Here is a 21,842-nt window from a genome sequence, read left to right on the forward strand (position 1 = left end):
ACTAGAAAAATTTTTACCAACTACCAATTATGAATAACGATACTTTGCAGGCAAGCCGTGAATGGTGGTCACAAAAGTGGCTAGAATTACTAGATTCCTATCGCTTTAAAAAGCGCTTGGAACGGGCTAGAAACTATGCTCGACTGGGAAATGTCCTCCAGATTGAGTTTAAAGGGGCAAAAGTATTAGCGAGAGTACAAGGGAGTGAACCTGAACCTTATCAGGTTTCTTTGTCTCTTGATCATTTTAGTGAGGAAGAATGGGGTTATGTAGTTGAAACCATGTCCCACAAAGCAATTTTTGCAGCCAAGCTGTTAGCGGGAGAAATGCCCCAAAATATTGAGGAAGTTTTTACAGCCAATGGTTTATCTTTATTTCCTTTTACACTGTCTGATGTCCATAGTAAATGCTCTTGTCCTGATCAGGCAAATCCTTGTAAACATATTGGTGCAGTATACTATCAGTTAGGCGATCGCTTTAGTGAAGATCCCTTTGTGTTGTTTCAATTACGGGGACGCACCAAAGAGCAAATTATTAGTGATTTACGTCAACTGCGCGGCGCTAAGGCTGAAGTTACCAAAGGTAAAACATCTGACATCACACAGCCCACTACCCACCCCCAACCCTCTATCAATCTTGCTGGTTTTTGGCAATACCACCAACCACTAGAATCTTCTTTGGTGGTCATTGCTCCTTCCAGTAGCGAAACGGTGTTGGACGTATGGGGGCCAATCCCTTTAGCGAAAACAGACGAAAGTGGCGTAAGTTTAACTTCTGCTGATGTGGTGACGCAATATTTAGATACTGTGTATAAACAGGTAAGTCAGCAAGCAATGTTAGCAGCCATGAACATGGAAGCCTATTACTCTAACCAGTCCAGTTAAAAGATTGTGCCAGGTTCCAAATTCTTTTATACTCACTAAATAGGTTTTAATTCTCAACAGCCCCTCGTAATGGAAAACGATTCGGAATACATCAGGCAAACGGAGGCTACCCGTGTACGGGTACTCAGCGAGGCACTACCTTACATCCAACAATTTGCAGGTCGAACTGTTGTTGTCAAATATGGTGGTGCAGCAATGAAAGATAGCACCCTGAAAGACAAAGTAATGCGGGATATTGTTTTTTTATCCTGCGTGGGTTTGCGTCCCATTCTGGTCCATGGCGGTGGTCCGGAAATTAATACCTGGTTAAGTAAACTAGGGATTGAAGCACAATTTAAAAATGGTCTGCGAGTCACAGATGCCCCCACCATGGATGTAGTGGAAATGGTTTTAGTGGGTCGAGTCAATAAAGAAATTGTTTCCCTAATCAACCAGGCTGGAGGCTCGGCAGTAGGACTGTGTGGTAAAGATGGTAACTTGATTACCGCCCGCCCGCAAGATGAAGAAGGTATCGGTTTTGTGGGGGAAGTAAGTAGTGTGAATATTAAAATTTTGGAAACTCTCTCTAGTAATGGCTATATTCCGGTGGTGTCTAGCGTAGCCACAGACCACAATGGACAAGCCTACAATATTAACGCTGATACCGTGGCTGGGGAAATCGCTGCTGCTTTGGGTGCGGAAAAGTTAATTTTGCTGACCGACACACCAGGTATTCTTCAAGACTACAAAAACCCATCTACTTTGATTGCTAAAATAGATATTAGCCAAGCTCGGGAATTGATGGGCAATGGTATAGTTGGCGGTGGGATGATTCCTAAAGTTAATTGTTGTGTGCGATCGCTTGCCCAAGGTGTAAGTGCGGCACATATTATTGATGGTCGTATTCCCCATGCCCTACTGTTAGAAATTTTTACCGATGGTGGTATTGGCACTATGATCATCGGATCGCACTTTTCTTGATGATACCATAAATTAACGCTGTAGGCAACAGAGCGGGTAATGTAAACGTGAGTACAGAAAGTGTAGAAATTGGCAGAAGTCTTTATCAGACTGGAAAACTTAACTTTGAAAATGGGCAATATCGAGAAGCTGTAGAAAATTTAGAAAAAGCCAGGGCCTTGTTATCTGCAAATTCTCGCCTTGGGGGTGAAGTGCAAGTTTGGCTGGTAACAGCTTATGAAGCAGCCGGACGCACTGAAGAGGCCATCGCCCTTTGTCAACACCTGCAACGCCATCCTTTCCCAGAAACTAGCAAACAGGCCAAGCGGTTAATCTACATTTTAAAAGCGCCAAAATTGCAACGCCCTAGTGAATGGATGACCCAAATCCCCGATTTAGGGGCATTGTCTGATAATGATACCAAAATTCGTGCATCTGGCAGTCCTCGCCAATCCACAAGTAAAGCACCGGCTGAACCAAAATTTGTGGATCTGACCCAGGTAAATACCAAAGACAATCGTTTTATTGGGGTGGCACTAATTGTGATTTTATTCACCTTCTTATACTTGGCTTGGTTGAGCTTTTAATTACTCACCTGTTAAAACTGGATATTATTGCTGAGACTTTTAATTTGAGTGCCAGGATAATAAAATTGCAAAATTTTGGCATTTGACCAACCCAGTTTAGCTAAGTTTTGCGCGCCAGTTTGACTCAAGCCAACTCCATGTCCTAAGCCACCGCCAATAAACGCATATCCCCACAAATTAACTGTGCCTTTGTTGAGTGGTTCTATGTAAAACAGCGTACTTCTCGGTGCTGCAAAGGCGCTGCGAATTTCGTCTTTCTCCAGAGTAAACACCCCAATATCTGTTTTTACCGCCAGTTCAAGAATGCGTCCACTTTTACTGCGCTTGACTACTGACATAGCCTCAACGGTGTTAAATTTGGCATAGGGGCTATTTTTAATTTCCAGGAATCTTTTTAAAAGTTGGTTGATATCATCAAGGGCAGTTTCCTTGTTCCAACGAAAAGTATTCCAGGTACTTTCATTAAATCCTTCTCGCTGATGAATAAACTTCTTAAAGTTGCTTTCATCGGCTAAACTCTGCTCAGATAAGTTCCAAAGGTTGGTAGGAGCATCTACTACCGGGCTTAAATAGGGACGATCTTCACCATTCCAAACATCACTAAAGTAGGCAGTAACTCCACCGGTGGTTGAGGAATACAGGGCATCTACTAGCTGATTATTATAAGTTAAAACCATACTCCTAGTAGCCGCGATCGCTTTGTCAGTTTTGGGGGTTGCTCCAGTTAAACCGTAATAAACTTGACAATGTGTATCAGCACACAATTGATAGTTATCAGTGACAAACCTCCGCAAATTTCTTAAAGCATAGGTGCGGGCGATAATTGTCTGGGCTTCTACTGCGGCAGTTGGTGCAGTTGTGCCAATTTCGTTAGGTACAACTCCACGTAAATAGCTTTCCAGAGGTACTTCATTGACTAAAGTATATGTACCATAGGCGTTGGGCTGTAAAGTCATCCTTCCTGGATAGAGACGATTTTTTTCCAGGTTTTCGCCTTCCCTGACCCTAATTAAGTTTTTATTGCTGGTAATTTTTAAATTATTCGGGCTGTAACGTTGTCCATTCACTTGCCAAGTAACTTTTGGCACTTGTTTTAAAATCTTAGTGTCCATATATGCCATGTTCTTACCGACAGCTTGCACACCTTGGAATAACAAGCGCCGCAGTAGGGGAGTGTTGTAAACCTCTCGTTTTGCCCAAACTTGCCAGCGTTCTGGTTGGGCTATTTCCACTTCTATTCCCTGAGAACGCCAATTTTTAGCACTGTCTTCGGCAGTTTCAAAGGTACGGTATGTACCTAAAACCACTACCTCCTTCACCTCTAGTTTAGGTAAAGGTTCCATGACAGTTTCTAGCTGGAGTGGGTTTTGGGTAACTAGGGTTTTTTCCTCATTACCGTAGGTAAATTTTAGCTGCAAGCGATCGCCTGATGTGGGTTCTAGTTGTAATTTGAATTGGGGATTTTGGCCAAATCGTTGCACTACGCCAATTCTCAGTTCTACATCCTCATCTTTGTGGTCAATAGTTGAAGCCCCAGTCAACCCCAACAAGCAAAATGTTGTCAGTACAGTGTAGGAAAAATGCCAGAATGTAGATTTCATAGTAGTTATATAATTCCTGTAAATTCAAAAATGCTAACAATTGCTCACATTTTCTGTCAGCACCACCACTTCACAAATTAACAGACACTTGAATTTAAAGGAAAGTCTGACGATTTATCAGGGGGATAATTTTTGGTATGTTCAAAACAGCAAATATTCACCCCAGTTAGGGGTGAAAGTGCCACAATCATACATTTAGCGTCAAAATAACAAAGTATTCGTCCCATTGTTTCGACCGGCTGAAATCTTTATGACTCCTCAGAAAAGTGATGCAAAACCAACTGCTACATCATCAAAAGGGTGGAGTAGTTGGCAAGAAAATCTAATTCTCATCGCCATCGCCTTATGTTTGGCAATTTTGATCAGAACATTCATCGCCGAACCCCGCTACATTCCATCAGACTCAATGCTACCTACATTACATACAGGCGATCGCTTAGTGGTAGAAAAAGTCTCATACCGTTTTCACCCCCCCGCCACTGGGGAAATCATCGTTTTTCAGCCTCCCGCAGAACTACAACGCCGGGGATATCCCCAAGACCAAGCTTTTATTAAGCGAGTTATTGGTACTCCCGGTAAAACAGTCCAAGTGACCAACGGTAAAGTTTACCTGGACGGTAAAGCCTTAGAAGAAGACTACATAGCCGAACCCCCCAATCAGCCATTTCCCGCTGTACAGGTTCCCCCAGAGAAATTTTTTGTCATGGGTGATAACCGCAATGATAGTAATGATTCTCGTTATTGGGGGTTTTTACCGAGAAAAAACATCATTGGTCGGGCAGTATTTCGCTTTTGGCCTCTTGATCGCATTGGTTTTATTTAGATTTTAGATTTTGGATTTTGGTAGTGCGGGTATCTTCCCTGGGGTTATACAAATTAAATGGGTAAAACCTGATCAAAACCTGAGAAAATACATCAGCTGGGCAATAACCTCACCGGATAAACCCAAACGGCGCTGAAAATCCGCCAAGTTCCGGTACAGCCCAGCTGATAGCCGATTTTCTACCACTGCTTCTGCAAAACATACATCTATAAAAGGAATTTTAACCAATTGGTCAACAGTGGCAGTATTCGGGTTAACTAACTGCGTAGGATAATCTAAAGATTCTTCGTCATAATAAATAAAGTTGAGTAGGGGCTTTAATGGTTCTAGTCGCTGTGTGGGTATGGCTAAAGCCGCAGCTACATCTTCAATACAATAAAATTTAACACCAGAGCGAGAAAGTTCCACTAGCGATCGCGCTTGGTGAATTGACAAACCAGGTAGCCGTAACCAATCATCCACAGTGGCTTGATTAGCATCAATGCGAATACCTAATTTTACTGCTAACTGTACTTCCTCCCCAGATTGTAATCGGTAATAAGGGTCATTAAGGAGTTTAGCCCGGAGTTTTTGTAACTTAGGGTTTAAAGGTAGCCAGTTCATTTTTTTACTTATATCAAGAAATTTGCTCTAGTAGCTGACGGCGCTTTTGTTCAAACTCGTATTCAGAAATCAATCCATCTTGGCGCAGAGTATCCAACTGACGCAAAGCCTTGGCAATTCCTTCCACATGATCACCTGTTTGGGGTAAATTATTGACTGCGGACTTACCCAAGTTAAAATTACGATCAAAAGCTGCCTCATCCTGGGCTAAATACCAAACTCCCTCAATAGCACTGGCTACCTTGGGGATGGGTGTCCAGGAAAGCAAGACATACAACAAACCCCACCAGGGTTGTCCCAAATAAAACTTATGTAGGCCTGAAATTGTCAGCGTACCAGATAAAGCTAAAATTGCCGCAATAGTACGACTTTTGCGCTTAGTGAACATATTTCCTATTAACCTACCACTACTACAGTTTCTATAGTTTCTATGGATATGATACCTAACCTGGATGTGGACAGGTTGAATAAATTGAGTTTTACACCAAAGCTACCGGGGAACTGGGGAAAATAGTTATTAATAGCATTTTTACATCTCACGCAGAGACCCAGAGTCGCGGAGGGAGAGGGGGGGAGAGATGGAATACAACCCGAAAACCGCAGATCCTCAAGCCACCATCTGACTCATTCCAACTGCGGCTAGCACTGCGACAAAGTTCTGCACTATAATTCCATGAGCCGCCGCGTAATAGCCGACGGTGAAAGTCACCGCCCACTTCCCAAGCGCTTCCGTCTGAAGGCGCGCCATGATAATTATTGTGCCAAGTATCAGCACACCACTCCCATATTAGCCCGTGCATATCATACAAGCCAAAGGCATTGGCGACGCGAAAACTGCCCACATCGGTTGTTTCTTTGCAGTTAAAATTAACTAAGTCAGAAGTAATCACTTCGCCAAAGTGGAAAGATGTGGTAGTTCCAGCGCGACAAGCATATTCCCATTCAGACTCACTGGGTAAACGGTATTCACGTCCGGTTTTTTCTGACAGTCTGGCGCAAAATTCTACAGCTTCGTACCAAGATATATTTTCTACAGGCCGATTATGACCTTTAAATTTGCAGGGATAAGGATTTAAAGGTTGCTTAATTTCTGGTAAAGCGGCTACAGCTTTCCATTGCCCTTGAGTTATGGGAAATTTACCCATATAGAATGGTTTAAGAATCACTTCGTGTTGAGGACGTTCATCAGCATCTCCTTCAAAATCTGGGGAACCCATCATAAAGCTACCACCAGGAATTGACACCATTTCTAGGGTTACTGTGTCGCTCAATTTTTCAGCAAAAAATTTGGCGGTGGGAAAGTCCCGGTGAACTTCTCTACCTGCTGTATCTACTGTAACTACTTCAAATTCAAAGGTTTCTAAGGGGGGTAATGGAGGTGTTGTTTTATGTGGTAGTCGTGGTAGTTTGATTAGTAGGGGTAGGGAATTTTCTGTTTTTTTAGATTCAACAAGCGGCTGTTTACAAGACTTTAAATCATTGAGAACTTCGGTTGCTGATTGATATCTTTGACTAGGTAAATGTTTTAATAATTTATTTAAAATTTTGCTTAATTCTTCGCTTATGGTAATACCTTTTTTATATAATTCTTCCTGCCATAACCAATTAGCGTTCATGGCATCATAAAGAGGATCATTAATTTCTCCATAACTATTTTGTACTGGTAAACTTTGTGTTAACAGACGCACGCAAGTTACACCCAAAGCATATAAATCACTAGCATGACAAGGAAATCCAGCCATTTGTTCAGATGGAGCATAACCAACAGTATAAATCACTGTAGCTTGTCTTGCTAAACTTGTTTGTGTTACCTGTTTAGCCCCACCGAAGTCAATTAATACTGGTTTACCGTCACTGTAACGGCGAATGATGTTTTCTGGCTTAATGTCTCGATGAATTACATTAGCACCATGAACAAATTCTAAAACTGGCAATAAGTCAGTTAAAAGTTGGTAAATTTCTTCTTCGGTAAAGGGTTTTTGCTGAACTTCTTGTAAAAGAGTTGGTCCTTCTATAAATTCCTGCACAAGATACAAGCTCGAACCCTGTTCAAAATAAGCTAATAATCTAGGAATTTGAGTATGATTTTCTCCTAGTTCATAAAGTCGAAATGCTTCCTCTTTAAAAAATTCTGCTGCTTTCCTTCGTTGGGTTGTTCCTTGAACTTGAGGAAAAAATTGTTTGATGACACAAGGAGCATTTAGTCTATCTGCGTCTTCAGTTGCATAGGTCTTGCTAAACCCTCCTTCCCCTAAAAGGCTCAATACGCGATAGCGATTTCTGAGAAATTCGCCAAAGTTACTTTTTCCGCAACTCATGCAATATCTACTGCCTTCTGGGTTAAATGGATTCGAGCAATTGGGATTTTGGCAAATTTGCATAATGAGGAGGAAGTAGCATCTTGTCCCAACTTGGCCCCAATAATATCCAATTCAGAATACACATCTAAACAAATAAACCTGAAGAAACCTATTTTCAGTTCTCTTGAAATAGAAGTAATTCTGAGAATATATATTTTGATCACAATAAAAATAATATTGTGAAACTATGGAATTTGTCAAGTGTGTTTTGTCTTGTTAATTGTGTACAATATGCAGATTATTTTTTGTGTTCAAAAGTACGAATAGATTCTCCTAAAAAGGCGATAATAGCAGATACTGTAATCAATATCACACTAACAGCATTAATGTCAGGTTTGACTCCTATTCTCATGCGGCTAAAAATTTCTACAGGTAAGGTGTTATAACCGCTACCAGATGTAAAACTAGCAATGAGAAAGTCGTCTAAACTCAAAACAAATGCCAGCAAGCAACCAGCTATAATACCAGGCGTTAACTGAGGTAGTAACACTTTCAGAAATGCTTGTGTTGGTGTAGCTCCTAAATCTAGTGCTGCTTCTTCTAGGTGGGGGTCTAAATTTGTCAGTCTTGAAGACACGACAATTGCGATATAAGCTAGGCAAAATACTATATGAGCAGCAATAACTGTCCATAAACTCAGGGGAATAGCAAAGGCGGCTAGAAAAACTAAAGTAGCCACGGCGATGGCAATATCTGGAATAATTAACGGTAGGTAAGAAATACCCCGATACAAATTCTTACCCAAAAATTGATACCTTGCTAACCCTACCGCCATTAAGGTTCCCAACACTGCTGAAACACCCACTGCACAAAAGGCTACTATCAAACTATTTTTTAAAGCTGATAACAGCCGCTCGTCGCTAAACAGTTTGTAGTACCAACTTAAAGTGAATCCTTGCCAAGTTGCGCTATAAGGTGACTGGTTAAAGCTATAAAACCCAAGTACCAGTATAGGCAGATACATAAATCCAGATAAAATTATGGTGAAAACCCCCTGCCAAGAGGCACGCGGTTTTTTGTTGGATGTAGAAATACCCACGTTAATTGTGTTTGTAATTTTTTCTAATTATTCACCGTGTCCTACATAACATAAAATTTTCACATTGTCAAGACTGAGGATGGACTTGAAGGAATATATCTGCTCACTCTCTAGCTGTGGGGTGAGAATAACAAAGATCACATCAACTGCAAAACATACTAAAAAATTATCTCAATCAATTGAATTTTGCTGAAAAATTGACCGATTCAACCAACATTTTCGAGAAAAAAAGTATTTTAATTATTTATGATTCAGTCTAGGTGCTGATGATAGCCATATTTCCCTACTAAGGTAGAAAACAAATATAGGATAATAGTAATATAATTTCAAATAATGTAGTTATTAAATTGGTATTTAAATCGTTTATCTTGCAGGAGTTTTGTGATGCGAATTGCTCAGATTGCCCCATTAATTGAGAGAGTACCGCCTCCAGCATATGGAGGTATAGAGTTAGTTGTAGGATTACTCACTGATGAATTAGTTCGACGGGGACATCAAGTCACCTTATTCGCTTCAGGAGATTCTATTAGTTTGGCCAAGTTAGTATCAGTTCATCCCCGTGCTTTACGACTTGATCCAGATGTCAAGGAACAAAACATATACGAAATGCTACAACTGGGCTTTGTTTATGAACGGGCGGAGGAATTTGACATTATTCATTCCCATGTGTGCTGTCCAGCACTACCCTATGCAAATCTGATTAAAACACCGACAGTTCACACCTTACACGGTATTTTTACCCCTGATAACGAAAAGATGTTTCAATATGCTAAACATCAACCTTTTGTCAGTATTTCCGATGCCCAGAGGGAACTGAGGTTAGGGTTAAACTATGTTTCAACAGTTTACAATGGTATTGATGTTAACAGTTATAAATTTCATCCCCAACCGGATAATCCACCATATTTGGCATTTTTAGGTCGGATATCTCCAGAAAAAGGTACACACCTAGCGATATCTGTTGCTAAACAAACTGGTTGGCATTTGAAAATTGCAGGTAAAGTAGATGTAGTTGACCAAAAATACTTTGACCAAGAAATTAAGCCCCAAATTGATGGTCAGCAAATTGAGTATCTGGGTGAAGCAAACCATGTGCAAAAAAATGCCCTGATGGGGGGTGCTGTAGCCACTCTTTTTCCTATTACTTGGCGAGAACCTTTTGGTTTGGTTATGGTAGAGTCAATGGCGGCTGGTACACCTGTTATTGCCATGACATTAGGGTCTACTGTGGAAATAATTAAACACGGAAAAACTGGTTTTCTCTGCAATAACATTGAAGATTTTAGTCGCGCCCTTGATCAGGTGAGGCAGTTAGACCGCTATGTTTGCCGAGAATATGTTAAAAATAACTTTAGCCTAGAACAGATGACCGATGGTTATGAGGCAGTTTATCAACAAATTCTCCAACAAAAATCTACTCAAAATGCTGATCTGCACCATGTGGTTAGTTTGGGTATGAGCAGTAATTCCTGAGATACTACATCTGCCAGGTATTTACCGAAAAAAAAACGACTTCTGCTCTGCTGAAGAAATTTCTCAGAGAAAGCCTAAACAGTGATGTTTTAATTCCCCTTAGCTGTAGCTAGGGGAGAATGTCAAGGGTGGACAGAGGCTTGATTTAAATTGGTTTTTGGTTTTTGGTTTATGGACCAGAAAAAACAGCTTCTTCTATATCTTGGCGGCTGAGAGAATATTTAAAAGAGCGTTGAATATCTTGGCTATTTTCCCCAGATTTGAAATATCTTACTATAATTTCCTCAATATCAAGCCACAGTTCAGCTTGCCAAGTGGGTCGTTGCACACGCCAACAATTGGGCTGCTTTTCATCTTGTTCACAGCCTTGGTCTTTTAACCACTGTTCGATTTGTGGTAAAGGATGGCTATATAAAGGTGTATCAGGGGTAAGCATAGGACACTCAAAAAAGACAACAAAATTGCAAATAAAATTTTCAAAAATTAAAAATTTAAATATCTAGAAGTTCCATATTCAGTAATCTTCATTTGTTCTGGGTTGGGTAGGGGAGAAATATCAGCAACTTGTGGTTGGGTAACTTGGGTTTGTATGTTGGCTTCACCACGGAACATAGCAACAGCGATGGCAACTACCACACAACCCACTAGGGTTAAGCCTAACACAAATAATACAAAAATTTCTCCCGCTGATAAGGGGCGATCGCTGGCATCTAGATAAATTGATTTGGAAAAATCGTAGGGTTTCCGCACCGGTTGGTTTAAATCCATTGGTGGTTGAATCACCCCAAACCGGGAATAGCCGATTTTAGCATCATAACTTAAACGCCGTTCTGGATGACTCAGGGTGGCGTAAGCTTCGTTAATTTGCTGAAATTTAGCAGTGGCAACTTTGGCAGGTAGTTCTGTAGTATCTGGATGATAGCGTTTACTCAGTTGCCAATAAGCCCGACGAATATCAATAGCCGATGCGGAGGGATGCAGTCCCAACACGGCATAGTATGTTGTAATCTTGCTGATTTGTCGCTTTGTCCCGTTTTCAGTCACGGCTTTAGTTCACTTTGCTCAAATTCAGTTTTTTCTATTTTAATTCTTTTAGGAACGGCGAACACAGGAAACCTAGTATAAACCGGCTTTATGGGCAAATTCATAAGCTCTCTCCCCGTCTTTGATTCCGGGAATAATCATCTTCCATCTGAGGATTTACCTCCTCAGCTAGGAACAGAGTAATTGGTGTGGAAGAAGTATGTTGTGGTAGGTAGTTAATTTGACATTGTGTTTTATAAACTTGTAACAAGCCACGCAGTAATTTTGTATCTGTTTGACCAGGGAACAAGCCAACTACTTCTAACTGTTGTTGCACATAGTTAATTTGCTCCTCTGGTGAGAGACCAACTAAAGCCTGGTGAGATATTTCTATATTTACTCCAAAAGCTTCCCCAATTGCCCCAGTCAGTTCACATATCCACCTAGCATCATCCCAATCAGAGAAATCACGTTGATGGTTAAACTGAGGAATTGGTGCTGGAGTATCGAAAATAGCAACTAGACCCACAGATTCTCCCTGACGTTGTAATTGTTGAGCCATTTCAAAAGCCACTCGACCGCCAAAGGAATGACCACCCAGGAAGTAGGGACCTGCTGGTTGAACACTTTGGATGGCTTGAATGTATTGAGATGCAATTTCCTCAATACTTTCCAGGGGAACTGAATCACCATCAAGACCCTGTGGCTGTAAACCATAGCATGGTTGATTTTCTCCCAGATATCGTGCTAAGTAGTGCAGGTAGAGAACATTACCCCCAGCACCTGGTACACAGAAAAAGGGCGGTAATGAACCCTGAGATTGAATAGGAACTAGGGTCGGCCAGGGTGTGGTGACAGAAGAACCAAGAACAGCAGCTAGATGAGCCACAACATTAGCATTTATTAAATACGTGCGATCGCAAACAGATAATGATATAAATCTTGTAGTGCGGACGTCCTGCTCGCAGCTTAATACATCTTGCCTGCTACCATACCTAATTAACTAGAATTCGCTATAAAGTATGAATTAATGTTAAGCAGATGCGCTGTGACAATGAAAGTGATAATTTTTATGTGTAAAGCCTTAAGTTTCCCCCACACGTACAGGTGGCTGAGGTGTGGGGGTACTTATTAACTATTAGACAAACGTTCCAACTGCATTCTTTGCTCCATTTGGCGGAGAAAGTATCCTGTCATCATGGCCGATGCTAGAAGCCCGGCTAAATTATCCCTATCTGTTGTAACTTGCACATTGAAATTTTCTCCGGGAAGCATTCCCACCAGTCCTTGGACGTTTTGGGAAATTATGTGTTTAATTTCTGGAGTGACAGACTGAGCGACACGGGCTAGAACTTCAGGAGGCTGATGCTGTAAATATTTGAGTAACTGATTAGGATTTTCCTCAAAATTGTCGTTCAGAAGCTGATGGGGGTTTTCCTCAGAGTTGTCATTCAAAAAGTCAGGGTCAAACACCATTGGCAAATTTTAGCTGAGTTGCTGATTCTACTCTAAACCATAGTACAAGAGTAGTGCAATTGATTAACTGGGAACAGGGAAGACTAAATGTTAATCAGCAGGTTTTAATTCTTCTGTGACTGTGAGGTCTAGTTGTAGTTGTTCTTCTGGTTGGCGGTGTTCTAATGTTTGGGGTAGTTGTTCAATTTGGAAATACTGATGAAACCTTGGTGTAACTTGTAGTAAATAAGACCGAGAATCATTGTCTCGGCGTTTGCGGACAAAACCGAGTTCTACCAGTTCAGGGACGTGTTGGTATACTCCTGAACCCCGCAATTCAATTAAATCGCTTTGAAGTATGGGGTTATTTAAAGCGATCGCTGCTAATGTCCTGAGTGCGCCAGTGCCTAATTCTACAGGAATCAATGTTTGTACTAAGTCATGAAAATCTGACCGCAGTTGTAGACTGTAACCAGTGGCGGTTTCTACTACTTCCAAGGCACTATCTCGGTGAGCATAATTATCCATGAGTTCCATGATGCCTTGTTCAGCTGTGCGGCGATCGCATCCTGCATAATCAGCTATTTCGCTGAGGGACAAAGGCTTACCTTTTAAATACAGAATCGCTTCTATCTTAGTTGCTGTAGTCATTTAATAGCACGTTCTACATTTTCTACAGATGCTTGACAAGCATGACCGTTTAAATCATTCACAAATTTAAATTCTGCTCGTAACGGAAAGTTGACCGGAGCAGTTGGTTATGTTAATTATAAATTTTCGCATTTTATTTAAGTCTTAAGGTCTTCTTTAGGAGAGAACGGAAAATCTCGGTTTACCCTAAAGATAAAAGGATCTGCAAGAGTTAGCCAAACATAATTTATGACACTACAAAGCTTTGGTGTGATTGGATTAGCCGTAATGGGCGAGAATATAGCTCTCAACGTTGAGCGTAATGGCTTCCCAATTGCAGTTTATAACCGCTCCAGAGAAAAAACAGATGGATTTATGGCGCAGCGTGCGCCCGGAAGGAACGTTAAAGCTGCCTTTACCTTAGAGGAGTTTGTCGCATCATTGGAACGTCCCCGCAAAATTCTGGTGATGGTGCAGGCTGGTAAACCAGTGGATGCGGTGATCGCCCAACTCAAACCCTTGTTAGATGAAGGTGATATTATTATCGACGGTGGTAACTCTTGGTTTGAAGATACAGAGAAACGCACTCAGGAATTAGAACCTGCTGGATTGCGTTTTCTGGGTATGGGTGTGAGTGGTGGAGAAGAAGGTGCCCTCAATGGCCCCTCACTTATGCCTGGTGGTACACCGAGTTCCTATGAGTATCTATCACCAATTTTCAACAAAATTGCTGCCCAAGTAGATGATGGTCCCTGTGTCACCTATATTGGACCTGGTGGTTCTGGTCACTATGTAAAAATGGTACACAACGGCATTGAATACGGCGATATGCAGTTAATTGCAGAGGCCTATGATCTGCTCAAGAATGTAGCAGGATTAGATCATAATCAGCTGCATGAAGTGTTTAAGGAATGGAACACCACAGATGAACTTAATTCGTTTTTGATTGAGATTACATCTAATATTTTTCCTTACATTGACCCAGAAACCAAAAAACCTTTGGTAGATTTAATTGTTGACGCAGCCGGTCAAAAAGGAACTGGACGTTGGACGGTACAAACTGCTTTAGAATTGGGTGTAGCTATTCCCACCATTACCGCAGCAGTTAATGCCAGGATTATATCTTCTATTAAAGACGAACGGGTAGCAGCATCTCAAAGCCTAACAGGCCCTAGCTCTAAATTCGACGGAGACCGGAAGGACTTTGTTAACAAGGTGCGTGACGCTTTGTATTGCTCCAAAATCTGTTCTTACGCTCAAGGGATGGCGCTGTTACATACAGCTTCCAAAACATACAACTGGAATTTAAACTTGAGTGAGATGGCACGGATTTGGAAAGGTGGTTGTATTATTCGCGCCGGCTTCCTGAATAAAATTAAGAAAGCTTTTAACGAAAATCCTGCTTTGCCTAATCTACTCCTAGCACCTGAATTTAAGCAGACTATTCTCGATAGACAAGATGCTTGGCGAGAAGTGATTATGACAGCAGCAAAAGTGGGTATCCCAGTTCCTGCCTTTAGTGCTTCTTTAGATTATTTTGACAGCTATCGCCGCGATCGCTTACCCCAAAATCTCACTCAAGCACAACGCGACTACTTCGGCGCACATACTTACCTACGTCTTGACAAGCCAGGAACATTCCACACTGAGTGGGTTCCCATTGCTGAAGCTAAAAAGTAAACTTTCACGCCTTGACCAAGGGTAATAGTCAAAGTTTGCATTGTTGAAATTAGATATTTAATAAGTGACTCTGAGTTTCAGAGTCACTCTTTATCTACATATGTATTCATCACATCATCACACCATTAAATGGGATAAGCGCATATAGAGGGCAGCTATCGCCTGATAATTGAGATTTACAGCAATTTTGGCGATGCAACAGCGCTGATTGTAGCAAATGTACCGTGAATATTAGGATTTTATATCTTTGTGAGAGAGGCAGTTTTTGACTTGGTGACAATCAGACAACTGCTAACTCTACATCAGATACAACACTCAGAAATTTTGCCTCACTGGAGGTTTAAGCATTACCATGGAAATTTTCCATCAAGTTTAAGCGAAGCGTCCACTACCCCGATGTAGTATTGGGCTGTCTAGTTCGCTGACTTGGGCTTGATATTGAGATGACTGTTGCGAACCAGAAGAGCATGACAACATCTGAGATAAGCGATTGAGCTTTGCTTGGCAGTTAAAGGCAAAGGAACTGAAGACTAAACTTGAAACTAAAAGTGAAATCGTAGCTCGCATAACAGATGTTTATGTTTGAAATCTCCTATCTAATGTTATCGATCCTCTCATACTTTTTCCGGAAAATGAACAAAAAAGTATTGTACTTTACTGAAATAAAGTTACTTTGACGATATATCAAGGCTTTCAGCTAATAACCAACCACCAGCATGATTGAAGTGACCCCAAATAGTCAGCAGTTGCTCATGCACAGCAGCTTGTAATTGCTCTTGTATATGCGATCGCAAAGTCACAATCTGCCAAGTTTGCCCATGATATGCAGCTGGTGCAATGATGGTAAAATGATAGTCTTCCTGGTTTAAACGCTGGAAAACTCCGGTAAAACATTGGCTATGACTGCTTACCACCGGTTGAAATACTTGGTGGTCATACCTATTTGACGATTCCCATGGGTAATTACCACTTAATGGATAGGCTTGAAAGTGATTTAAGTAATACAATTGCCAATTCCGCCATTGTGGATTTTGGGGTGATATATCTAAATTAAATAGAGGTACAACACAGGCAGGAGCGTGTAAATCTTGTAACAAATACGTTTGTAGTTGCCTAACAGGTAAATCTCTAGGCTGACATTTCAAATCCACGCACATAGCCGCGGCCATTCCTGCGGCTTGACCGATATTCATCACCACTGGTTGTAATCTAGTTGACCCATTAGCAATATGAGATACAGAAATATTTTTTTCACAAACCAATAAACCATCTGTTTCCAGAGGAACTAAGCAACGGTAGGGAATAGTAAAGGGTGTACCAGTCCAACGTCCCCCCCAACGAATTGATTTAGGTTGCAATGACAAGTGGAACTGAGGATAATGATGGTCATTGGCATAGTTACCAATGGCGATGGTATCGGGAAACAAAGATGCTACCCTACCGCAGCCCATAGGCAAAATATCCTGTTCTGTCACAGTAGTTAGTCCCACCAAGCGGCGACTCTCCCGGTAGTAAGGATGCAAAGCCAAAGCAGTAGAGTGAGAGGGAAAAACTGATTCAGCCAAGCCAAAGCGCCTACCCAAATTATTTTGGATAAAATGGGCAAAGTTTTGGCTATGCCAGCGACATTCTTGCAAAAATTCTTGTTTAGCTACTTCTGATTCTACTAAACGCCCTACACCTTCCCCATAATCATTACCACAAATAGGCCAATTGATCATAAATCGACCACCTGGTAAGCGCCCATAATTCAAAAATTTTTCCGCACCATAGTTATCCCAAGCACCTGCAAACAAAGCAGGATCATAATTCAGCCCGCGGGGAATTTCCGGCGCAATTGCTTCCCCAAAATCTTGCATCACCACTACCCAAGTAGGGGCTTGCACAGGATACTTTTCTGTGAGATGATTAGGATGTACAGGAGCGCTCTTTTCCCCCCATGCTGATTGTAATTCCCAGCCCCAACGGTGAGGTATTTCCGCCAAAGCCAATAAATCCCCTAATTCTGTACCATCAAGAACAATCTTGGCTGTAACAGTAAAGTCTGCAAACCGCACACCAGTTATACAATTACCTTGCTGCAATACTTCTTTTGGTACTTGTCCAGAAATCCAGTGCAGATTAGATAATTCTTGTACCCAATCAGCAAAAATCTTGGCTCCCATGCGGGGGTCATAACTAAAAAAACTAACCCAACTATTATTTAATCCTCCTGGCTGACGCTGGCGTAATTCTTGTAAATACCGCCCCCACAACCCTGTCTGAAAAGCTACCAATTCATTACCATCAGGAGCGGATACTCCCGCAGAGGTGAGCATTCCCCCCAACCAAGCAAATTCACTCACTAGAATAGTTTTTGCTCCCTGTCGCGCCGACTGGATAGCCGCAGCTGTTCCACCGGTTCCACCACCAACTACTAAAACATCGGCTGTGTATGTTGTTTGGGTCATGGTAAAATTTTTGTGTCTGTAGAACTGTTGGATATACAACGTTCAAGCCATGAATGGCGATCGCTACCCATTACAAAACTTATCAGCAGGCGTGTAGGAAGCGATCGCGCCCAATCCCAAAATATCAAAAATTTTAATTCATCCGTAATCCGGGCAAACAAGATAACAGTAGAAAATATTTATAGCAGTTCTTGATATTTTGGGATAAGCCTGTTCCGGGACACCCCAGAGCAAAGCTGATGATTGATTTGAGAATCGCTATTTTGTTTCCATCTACCCTCAAGCTAAATGTCCATAACGTTAATTTTCATTGCCCTCCTAGCCTTCTACCTGGCGTGGAATCTCGGCGCTAACGATGTCGCCAACTCCATGGGAACCTCTGTCGGTTCCCAAGCCATCACTCTGAAACAGGCAATAATCATGGCTGGGATTTTGGAATTTACAGGGGCGGTATTATTTGGCCAGGAAGTATCCCAAACCTTAGCCACAAAAATTGCCAACCCCACCTTATTCGCTCCTACACCAGAGATTTATGTAATTGGTATGGTGACAGTATTAATTACCTGTGGTTTGTGGCTGCAAATTGCCACCTCTCGCGGTTTACCTGTGGCCTCATCTCATGCGGTTGTGGGTGCGATGGTTGGATTTAGTTGGGTAGCTGTGGGAGTTGATGGAATTAATTGGTGGTCTATCAGCTTAGTGGCTCTGGGCTGGATTGTCACACCCATAATCAGTAGTGTGATAGCAGCCCTATTCTACAGTCAAATTAAGCATTGGATTTTAGAGCAACCAAATCCACTAGCACAGCTACAACAGTGGATTCCCTGGCTGAGTGTAATTCTGTTGGGGGTATTTGGTGTAATTGTTCTGCCTTCCTTAACCCAACCCCTAACTAATTACTTGAATGAGGAAATCGGTTTAAACTTACCTAACTACGATCTTCCCTTATTCACAGGTGCCATTGCAGCCGTTGTACTCACGGTAATTAGTTGGCGACAGTTGCCAGATGTAGAGAATAATATAGACAAAATAAACAAAGGGGAAATGATTCTCACTCATGTAGAAAATTTATTTGCTCGGTTTCAGGTCATCAGTGCTTGCTTTGTGGCCTTTGCTCATGGTTCTAATGATGTTGGCAACGCGATCGCACCTTTAGCTGCCATAGTGTATACAAATACCACTGGTAATATACCTATAAATGGAATTACCATTCCTATGTGGATTCTGATCCTGGGAGGTGTAGGTATTGTCGCTGGTTTAGCTGTGTGGGGTAAAAAGGTAATTGCCACGATTGGGGAAAACATAATTCCCTTGCAGCCTAGTAGCGGATTTTGTGCCGAACTGGCTACCGCTACCACCATTCTACTAGCCTCCCGCTTAGGTTTACCTGTTTCCACTTCCCATGCTCTTGTAGGTGGTGTTATTGGTGTGGGATTGGTGCAGAATATCAACTCAATTCAATTGCCAACTTTACAAGGTATTGCAGTTGCATGGCTAATTACATTTCCCGTGAGTACCATCTTCAGCATTGCCATCTTTAGTACTGCCAGGATTGTATTGCTTTAAAATTAATTGGTTTAATTGGTGATCTATGTTCATGAATTGACATTTCCTGGGCTTTTCTCTGAAAAACCCAACTGCTAAAACAGCCTAAACAAAGTTAGTTTTGGCAAAATAGCCGTTAATTCATTAAAATAGTGTACAAGGGATAGTAATACTTTTCTTGGCTTTTCTTGGCTGTGAAATCCTAGTTTAACACCTATTGATCATGCCGACTGTCACATACTTTACATCCTGCGTAAATTAACATAAAAAAACTATAACTTTAACTATGTGGCTGTGGCAATGCAGTTATTGATAAGCTTTTGCCCATTACTGTTCTTAGTCAACAAGTACTGGGAGTGGCTGTAAAGTTTGGATTTTTCTACACATTTAAATAACTTTGATGTCAGGTATATACATGATTTTCGAGTAAAATAAATGACAGAATTTGCGAAGTTTGTATTTAGAATGACAAAATTAGACAGAAAAATTACATTTATGTACGCAACTTCTGCTAAAGTTTTAAACTTACCTGACCCAATACATAAAATCAGTATCAGTGTCCAGGAAGTTCACACAAAGCAGCTTTATCTTCAAGGTGTTAGAGGTTAGAAGCTAATGGGGCGATTTGAGAAGCGACCAGACAATCCGCGCGTCAGAGGCGAGCTATCCAGAGCAGCAGAGACGGCTTTATGGGCTGTAGTAGAGGATTTAGAAAGACTCCAGCAAAATGTCCTCAGATCGTTACACGAAGAAATCAAACGGCTGCAAGGGGAAAAAACTCGTTTATCTGACGAAATCCAGGAGTTATTAGCGGAAAAGGAACACTTACAACAGGTCAAGCAAATTACCGGACAGCAGGTGTTAATTCGTCAATTATCAGAGGCCTTAGCAAAGCATATATCCTCGCAACTGCAATTATCTCTGGCCAATTTAGTCAGCAAGTCAGTAGAAGGTAATTCCCATAACTCAGGAGGGGATAATCATCAGAATGCTGAACAAATGCTTGGTACTTTGAACGATACTCTGACCAGTACCTTTAATTCTTTACAACAAGAGTTGAAAAATTATCAAAATAATCTTTCCCAACAGTTGTCCCGGATGCAAAGTCAACAGCAGCAGGGAGAAGCCATTGTGGAGGAGCTTATTAATCATCTACGCAGTGAACTAGTAAAAACAAAAGAGGAAATCTCTCCAGCAAATCTCAAAGCATCACCGCCTACTATTTTGCAAACAACAGAGCAAGAACCGCCTCATTCTTCTCAGACATATTTACAGTTAGAAGAGATTACAACTAGCACCACTGAGAATTTATCTGACGAGACAATATCACCAAGTGAACCAATATCGGTACTGAGTGGGGATTTGTCCTCGGAGCAGAATCAACCAGCCCCACAGTCACCAAGTGAACCAATATCGGTACTGAGTGGGGATTTGTCCTCGGAGCATAATCAATCAGCCCCACAGTCACCAAGTGAACCAATATCGGTACTGAGTGGGGATTTGTCCGTTAATGAGAGTAAATCCCTCACTTCCGAACCAGCAACCAAGCAAGATACAAAAGCTGAATTATCACAGTCATCTAATCCTGGGGTTGTTTCTCCGATTCAAATAGGTTTCTTGTTGGTTGTGTTGTCAACGGTGGTGTCATCGCTGCACAACATAGTCATCAAAGGTATGTTTTATAAAGCCTACGACAATTCTGGAGTTTTAGAGATACACGGAATTGTTTCGCCAAGCCTTGGGAATATACTGTTAATTTTAACCTTACGCTTACTGGTAGTTGTACCAATAATGTTACTATTAGCCCCTATGATGTATCCACAAGTATGGCAAGATATGCAAAGTCTTGTGCCATCATTAAGTGGCAATTCTGCCCTAAATAGTGGTTTAAAGCAACGGAAAACTTTACCTTTGAGTATAGCCAGTGGTTGCTTTTTGTTTTTATCTCAAGTTTTGCTCTACTTTGCTATTGGTCAGGTAGCAACTGGAACAGCGATCGCTTTATTCTTTGTTTACCCCATGATTGGCGCTCTTCTCTCGTGGTTACTGTTTCGCCATCGTCCTAGTACATTCCACTTTGCCACTATAGCTGCTATTTTTTGTGGTGAATTACTGGTATTAGGCGGTTCTCCAAATGTGGGTCTGGTCAATTTTTTCCTGGGAACTAGCATCGCTATTTTGGCTGGGGTGGCTTTTGCTGGCTACGTGATTCTGACGCGCATATGTGCCAGTAAGCTGCATCCAGTATCTTTTACATTAGTTAACTTTACCACTATGTTGCTATTGAGCTTGATTTGTTTGATCCTACCTTGGCCAAAGAATTTGAGTGTTGCTGTTCAGCAGCCTAACTTGCTGGAACTGATTTTGAGTGCTTTTATTTTGGGCGTTCTCACTCTCCTAGGCTATGTACTCAACAATGTTGGTATTCGCAAATTGGGTGCGTTGCGGGCGACGATTATCGGCGCTGGTGTCCCAATTTTAACCGTAGTTTTTGCCGGTTTGATACTTGAGGAAACCTTGACAGTTGTACAAATTATGGGAGTGCTGTTCGTAACTTTTGGGGTAGCAGCTTACAGCTTTGAGAAAATGCGGACTCAGGTTAAACCTTCTCATTCTGAAAATTAAATCACGGTTTTTCATGGATCGTTACACGCAATTAGCCATCAAATAAGCGTGGTAATGGGTGTTAAAAACCCCAATTTTTTTGTTATTCATTTAGGGAGATATAGCCCTTTTTCGTATAGTGAGAT

At 41.5% G+C, this 21,842-nt stretch carries 21 protein-coding genes; 9 read left to right on the forward strand and 12 right to left on the reverse strand.

Going from position 1 to position 21,842, the window contains the following annotated elements:
- Positions 1–29 precede the first annotated feature (29 nt).
- The 3 genes from NWP17_RS10000 (at position 30) to NWP17_RS10010 (ending at position 2,410) form a co-directional block, all read left to right on the forward strand.
- Positions 30–884: an SWIM zinc finger family protein gene (locus tag NWP17_RS10000; RefSeq protein ID WP_280654765.1), complete on the forward strand. Its 855-nt coding sequence runs from the start codon at positions 30–32 to the stop codon at positions 882–884.
- A 69-nt stretch (positions 885–953) separates the two neighbouring features.
- Complete coding sequence (gene argB, locus NWP17_RS10005; protein WP_280654766.1) at positions 954–1,844, forward strand: acetylglutamate kinase; 891 nt, start codon at positions 954–956, stop codon at positions 1,842–1,844.
- 47 nt (positions 1,845–1,891) lie between these two features.
- Positions 1,892–2,410, forward strand: coding sequence for a tetratricopeptide repeat protein (locus NWP17_RS10010; RefSeq protein ID WP_280654767.1), 519 nt, complete (start codon positions 1,892–1,894; stop codon positions 2,408–2,410).
- 11 nt (positions 2,411–2,421) lie between these two features.
- Here NWP17_RS10010 and NWP17_RS10015 read toward each other — a convergent pair whose 3' ends face one another.
- Entirely contained in the window at positions 2,422–4,011 is a 1,590-nt protein-coding gene (locus tag NWP17_RS10015; RefSeq protein ID WP_280654768.1) for a SpoIID/LytB domain-containing protein, read from the reverse strand.
- Between the two features lie 250 nt (positions 4,012–4,261).
- Here NWP17_RS10015 and lepB point away from each other — a divergent pair, with 250 nt between their 5' ends.
- Positions 4,262–4,834: a signal peptidase I gene (gene lepB, locus NWP17_RS10020; protein ID WP_280654769.1), complete on the forward strand. Its 573-nt coding sequence runs from the start codon at positions 4,262–4,264 to the stop codon at positions 4,832–4,834.
- Between the two features lie 72 nt (positions 4,835–4,906).
- Here the strand turns inward: lepB and NWP17_RS10025 are convergent, their stop codons facing one another.
- The 4 genes from NWP17_RS10025 to NWP17_RS10040 all read right to left on the reverse strand — a co-directional run bounded on the left by NWP17_RS10025 (position 4,907) and on the right by NWP17_RS10040 (position 8,761).
- On the reverse strand, positions 4,907–5,437 hold the full coding sequence (locus tag NWP17_RS10025) for a ComEA family DNA-binding protein (RefSeq protein WP_280654770.1): 531 nt from the start codon (positions 5,435–5,437) through the stop codon (positions 4,907–4,909).
- 13 nt (positions 5,438–5,450) lie between these two features.
- Positions 5,451–5,825, reverse strand: coding sequence for an NINE protein (locus NWP17_RS10030; protein WP_280654771.1), 375 nt, complete (start codon positions 5,823–5,825; stop codon positions 5,451–5,453).
- A 148-nt stretch (positions 5,826–5,973) separates the two neighbouring features.
- The gene (locus NWP17_RS10035) at positions 5,974–7,818 is read right to left on the reverse strand and encodes a bifunctional serine/threonine-protein kinase/formylglycine-generating enzyme family protein (RefSeq protein ID WP_280654772.1); all 1,845 of its coding nucleotides are present in this window, start codon (positions 7,816–7,818) and stop codon (positions 5,974–5,976) included.
- 217 nt (positions 7,819–8,035) lie between these two features.
- Positions 8,036–8,761, reverse strand: coding sequence for an ABC transporter permease (locus tag NWP17_RS10040; protein WP_280654773.1), 726 nt, complete (start codon positions 8,759–8,761; stop codon positions 8,036–8,038).
- 459 nt (positions 8,762–9,220) lie between these two features.
- Here NWP17_RS10040 and NWP17_RS10045 point away from each other — a divergent pair, with 459 nt between their 5' ends.
- Positions 9,221–10,309, forward strand: coding sequence for a glycosyltransferase family 4 protein (locus NWP17_RS10045; protein ID WP_280654774.1), 1,089 nt, complete (start codon positions 9,221–9,223; stop codon positions 10,307–10,309).
- A 169-nt stretch (positions 10,310–10,478) separates the two neighbouring features.
- Here the strand turns inward: NWP17_RS10045 and NWP17_RS10050 are convergent, their stop codons facing one another.
- The 5 genes from NWP17_RS10050 to scpB all read right to left on the reverse strand — a co-directional run bounded on the left by NWP17_RS10050 (position 10,479) and on the right by scpB (position 13,438).
- A complete protein-coding gene (locus tag NWP17_RS10050) occupies positions 10,479–10,745 on the reverse strand; it encodes a DUF3143 domain-containing protein (protein WP_280654775.1) in 267 nt (88 codons plus the stop codon).
- 47 nt (positions 10,746–10,792) lie between these two features.
- Positions 10,793–11,353 (reverse strand): J domain-containing protein, encoded by a 561-nt coding sequence (locus tag NWP17_RS10055; RefSeq protein WP_280654776.1) that lies wholly within the window; start codon positions 11,351–11,353, stop codon positions 10,793–10,795.
- Positions 11,354–11,453: 100 nt separating this feature from the next.
- Positions 11,454–12,221 (reverse strand): thioesterase domain-containing protein, encoded by a 768-nt coding sequence (locus tag NWP17_RS10060; RefSeq protein WP_280654777.1) that lies wholly within the window; start codon positions 12,219–12,221, stop codon positions 11,454–11,456.
- Between the two features lie 242 nt (positions 12,222–12,463).
- Positions 12,464–12,808, reverse strand: a complete 345-nt coding sequence (locus NWP17_RS10065) for a DUF760 domain-containing protein (protein ID WP_280654778.1) — start codon at positions 12,806–12,808, stop codon at positions 12,464–12,466.
- Between the two features lie 90 nt (positions 12,809–12,898).
- On the reverse strand, positions 12,899–13,438 hold the full coding sequence (scpB, locus tag NWP17_RS10070) for an SMC-Scp complex subunit ScpB (RefSeq protein ID WP_280654779.1): 540 nt from the start codon (positions 13,436–13,438) through the stop codon (positions 12,899–12,901).
- 228 nt (positions 13,439–13,666) lie between these two features.
- On the opposite strand from scpB, the gene gndA reads away from it, so the two are divergent.
- The gene (gene gndA / locus NWP17_RS10075) at positions 13,667–15,097 is read left to right on the forward strand and encodes an NADP-dependent phosphogluconate dehydrogenase (protein WP_280654780.1); all 1,431 of its coding nucleotides are present in this window, start codon (positions 13,667–13,669) and stop codon (positions 15,095–15,097) included.
- Positions 15,098–15,469: 372 nt separating this feature from the next.
- Here the strand turns inward: gndA and patX are convergent, their stop codons facing one another.
- On the reverse strand, positions 15,470–15,664 hold the full coding sequence (gene patX / locus NWP17_RS10080) for a heterocyst-inhibiting protein PatX (RefSeq protein ID WP_280654781.1): 195 nt from the start codon (positions 15,662–15,664) through the stop codon (positions 15,470–15,472).
- 101 nt (positions 15,665–15,765) lie between these two features.
- Complete coding sequence (locus NWP17_RS10085) at positions 15,766–17,547, reverse strand: FAD-dependent oxidoreductase (RefSeq protein ID WP_280654782.1); 1,782 nt, start codon at positions 17,545–17,547, stop codon at positions 15,766–15,768.
- A gap of 12 nt (positions 17,548–17,559) precedes the next feature.
- Between NWP17_RS10085 and NWP17_RS10090 the strand changes: the two genes are divergently transcribed.
- The 3 genes from NWP17_RS10090 to NWP17_RS10100 all read left to right on the forward strand — a co-directional run bounded on the left by NWP17_RS10090 (position 17,560) and on the right by NWP17_RS10100 (position 21,717).
- Entirely contained in the window at positions 17,560–17,742 is a 183-nt protein-coding gene (locus NWP17_RS10090) for a hypothetical protein (protein WP_280654783.1), read from the forward strand.
- Between the two features lie 93 nt (positions 17,743–17,835).
- A complete protein-coding gene (locus NWP17_RS10095; RefSeq protein WP_280654784.1) occupies positions 17,836–19,113 on the forward strand; it encodes an inorganic phosphate transporter in 1,278 nt (425 codons plus the stop codon).
- A 594-nt stretch (positions 19,114–19,707) separates the two neighbouring features.
- Entirely contained in the window at positions 19,708–21,717 is a 2,010-nt protein-coding gene (locus tag NWP17_RS10100) for an EamA family transporter (RefSeq protein WP_280654785.1), read from the forward strand.
- Positions 21,718–21,842 lie beyond the last annotated feature (125 nt).

Source organism: Chrysosporum bergii ANA360D (assembly GCF_029891735.1).
Classification (GTDB): Bacteria; Cyanobacteriota; Cyanobacteriia; order Cyanobacteriales; family Nostocaceae; genus Umezakia; species Umezakia bergii.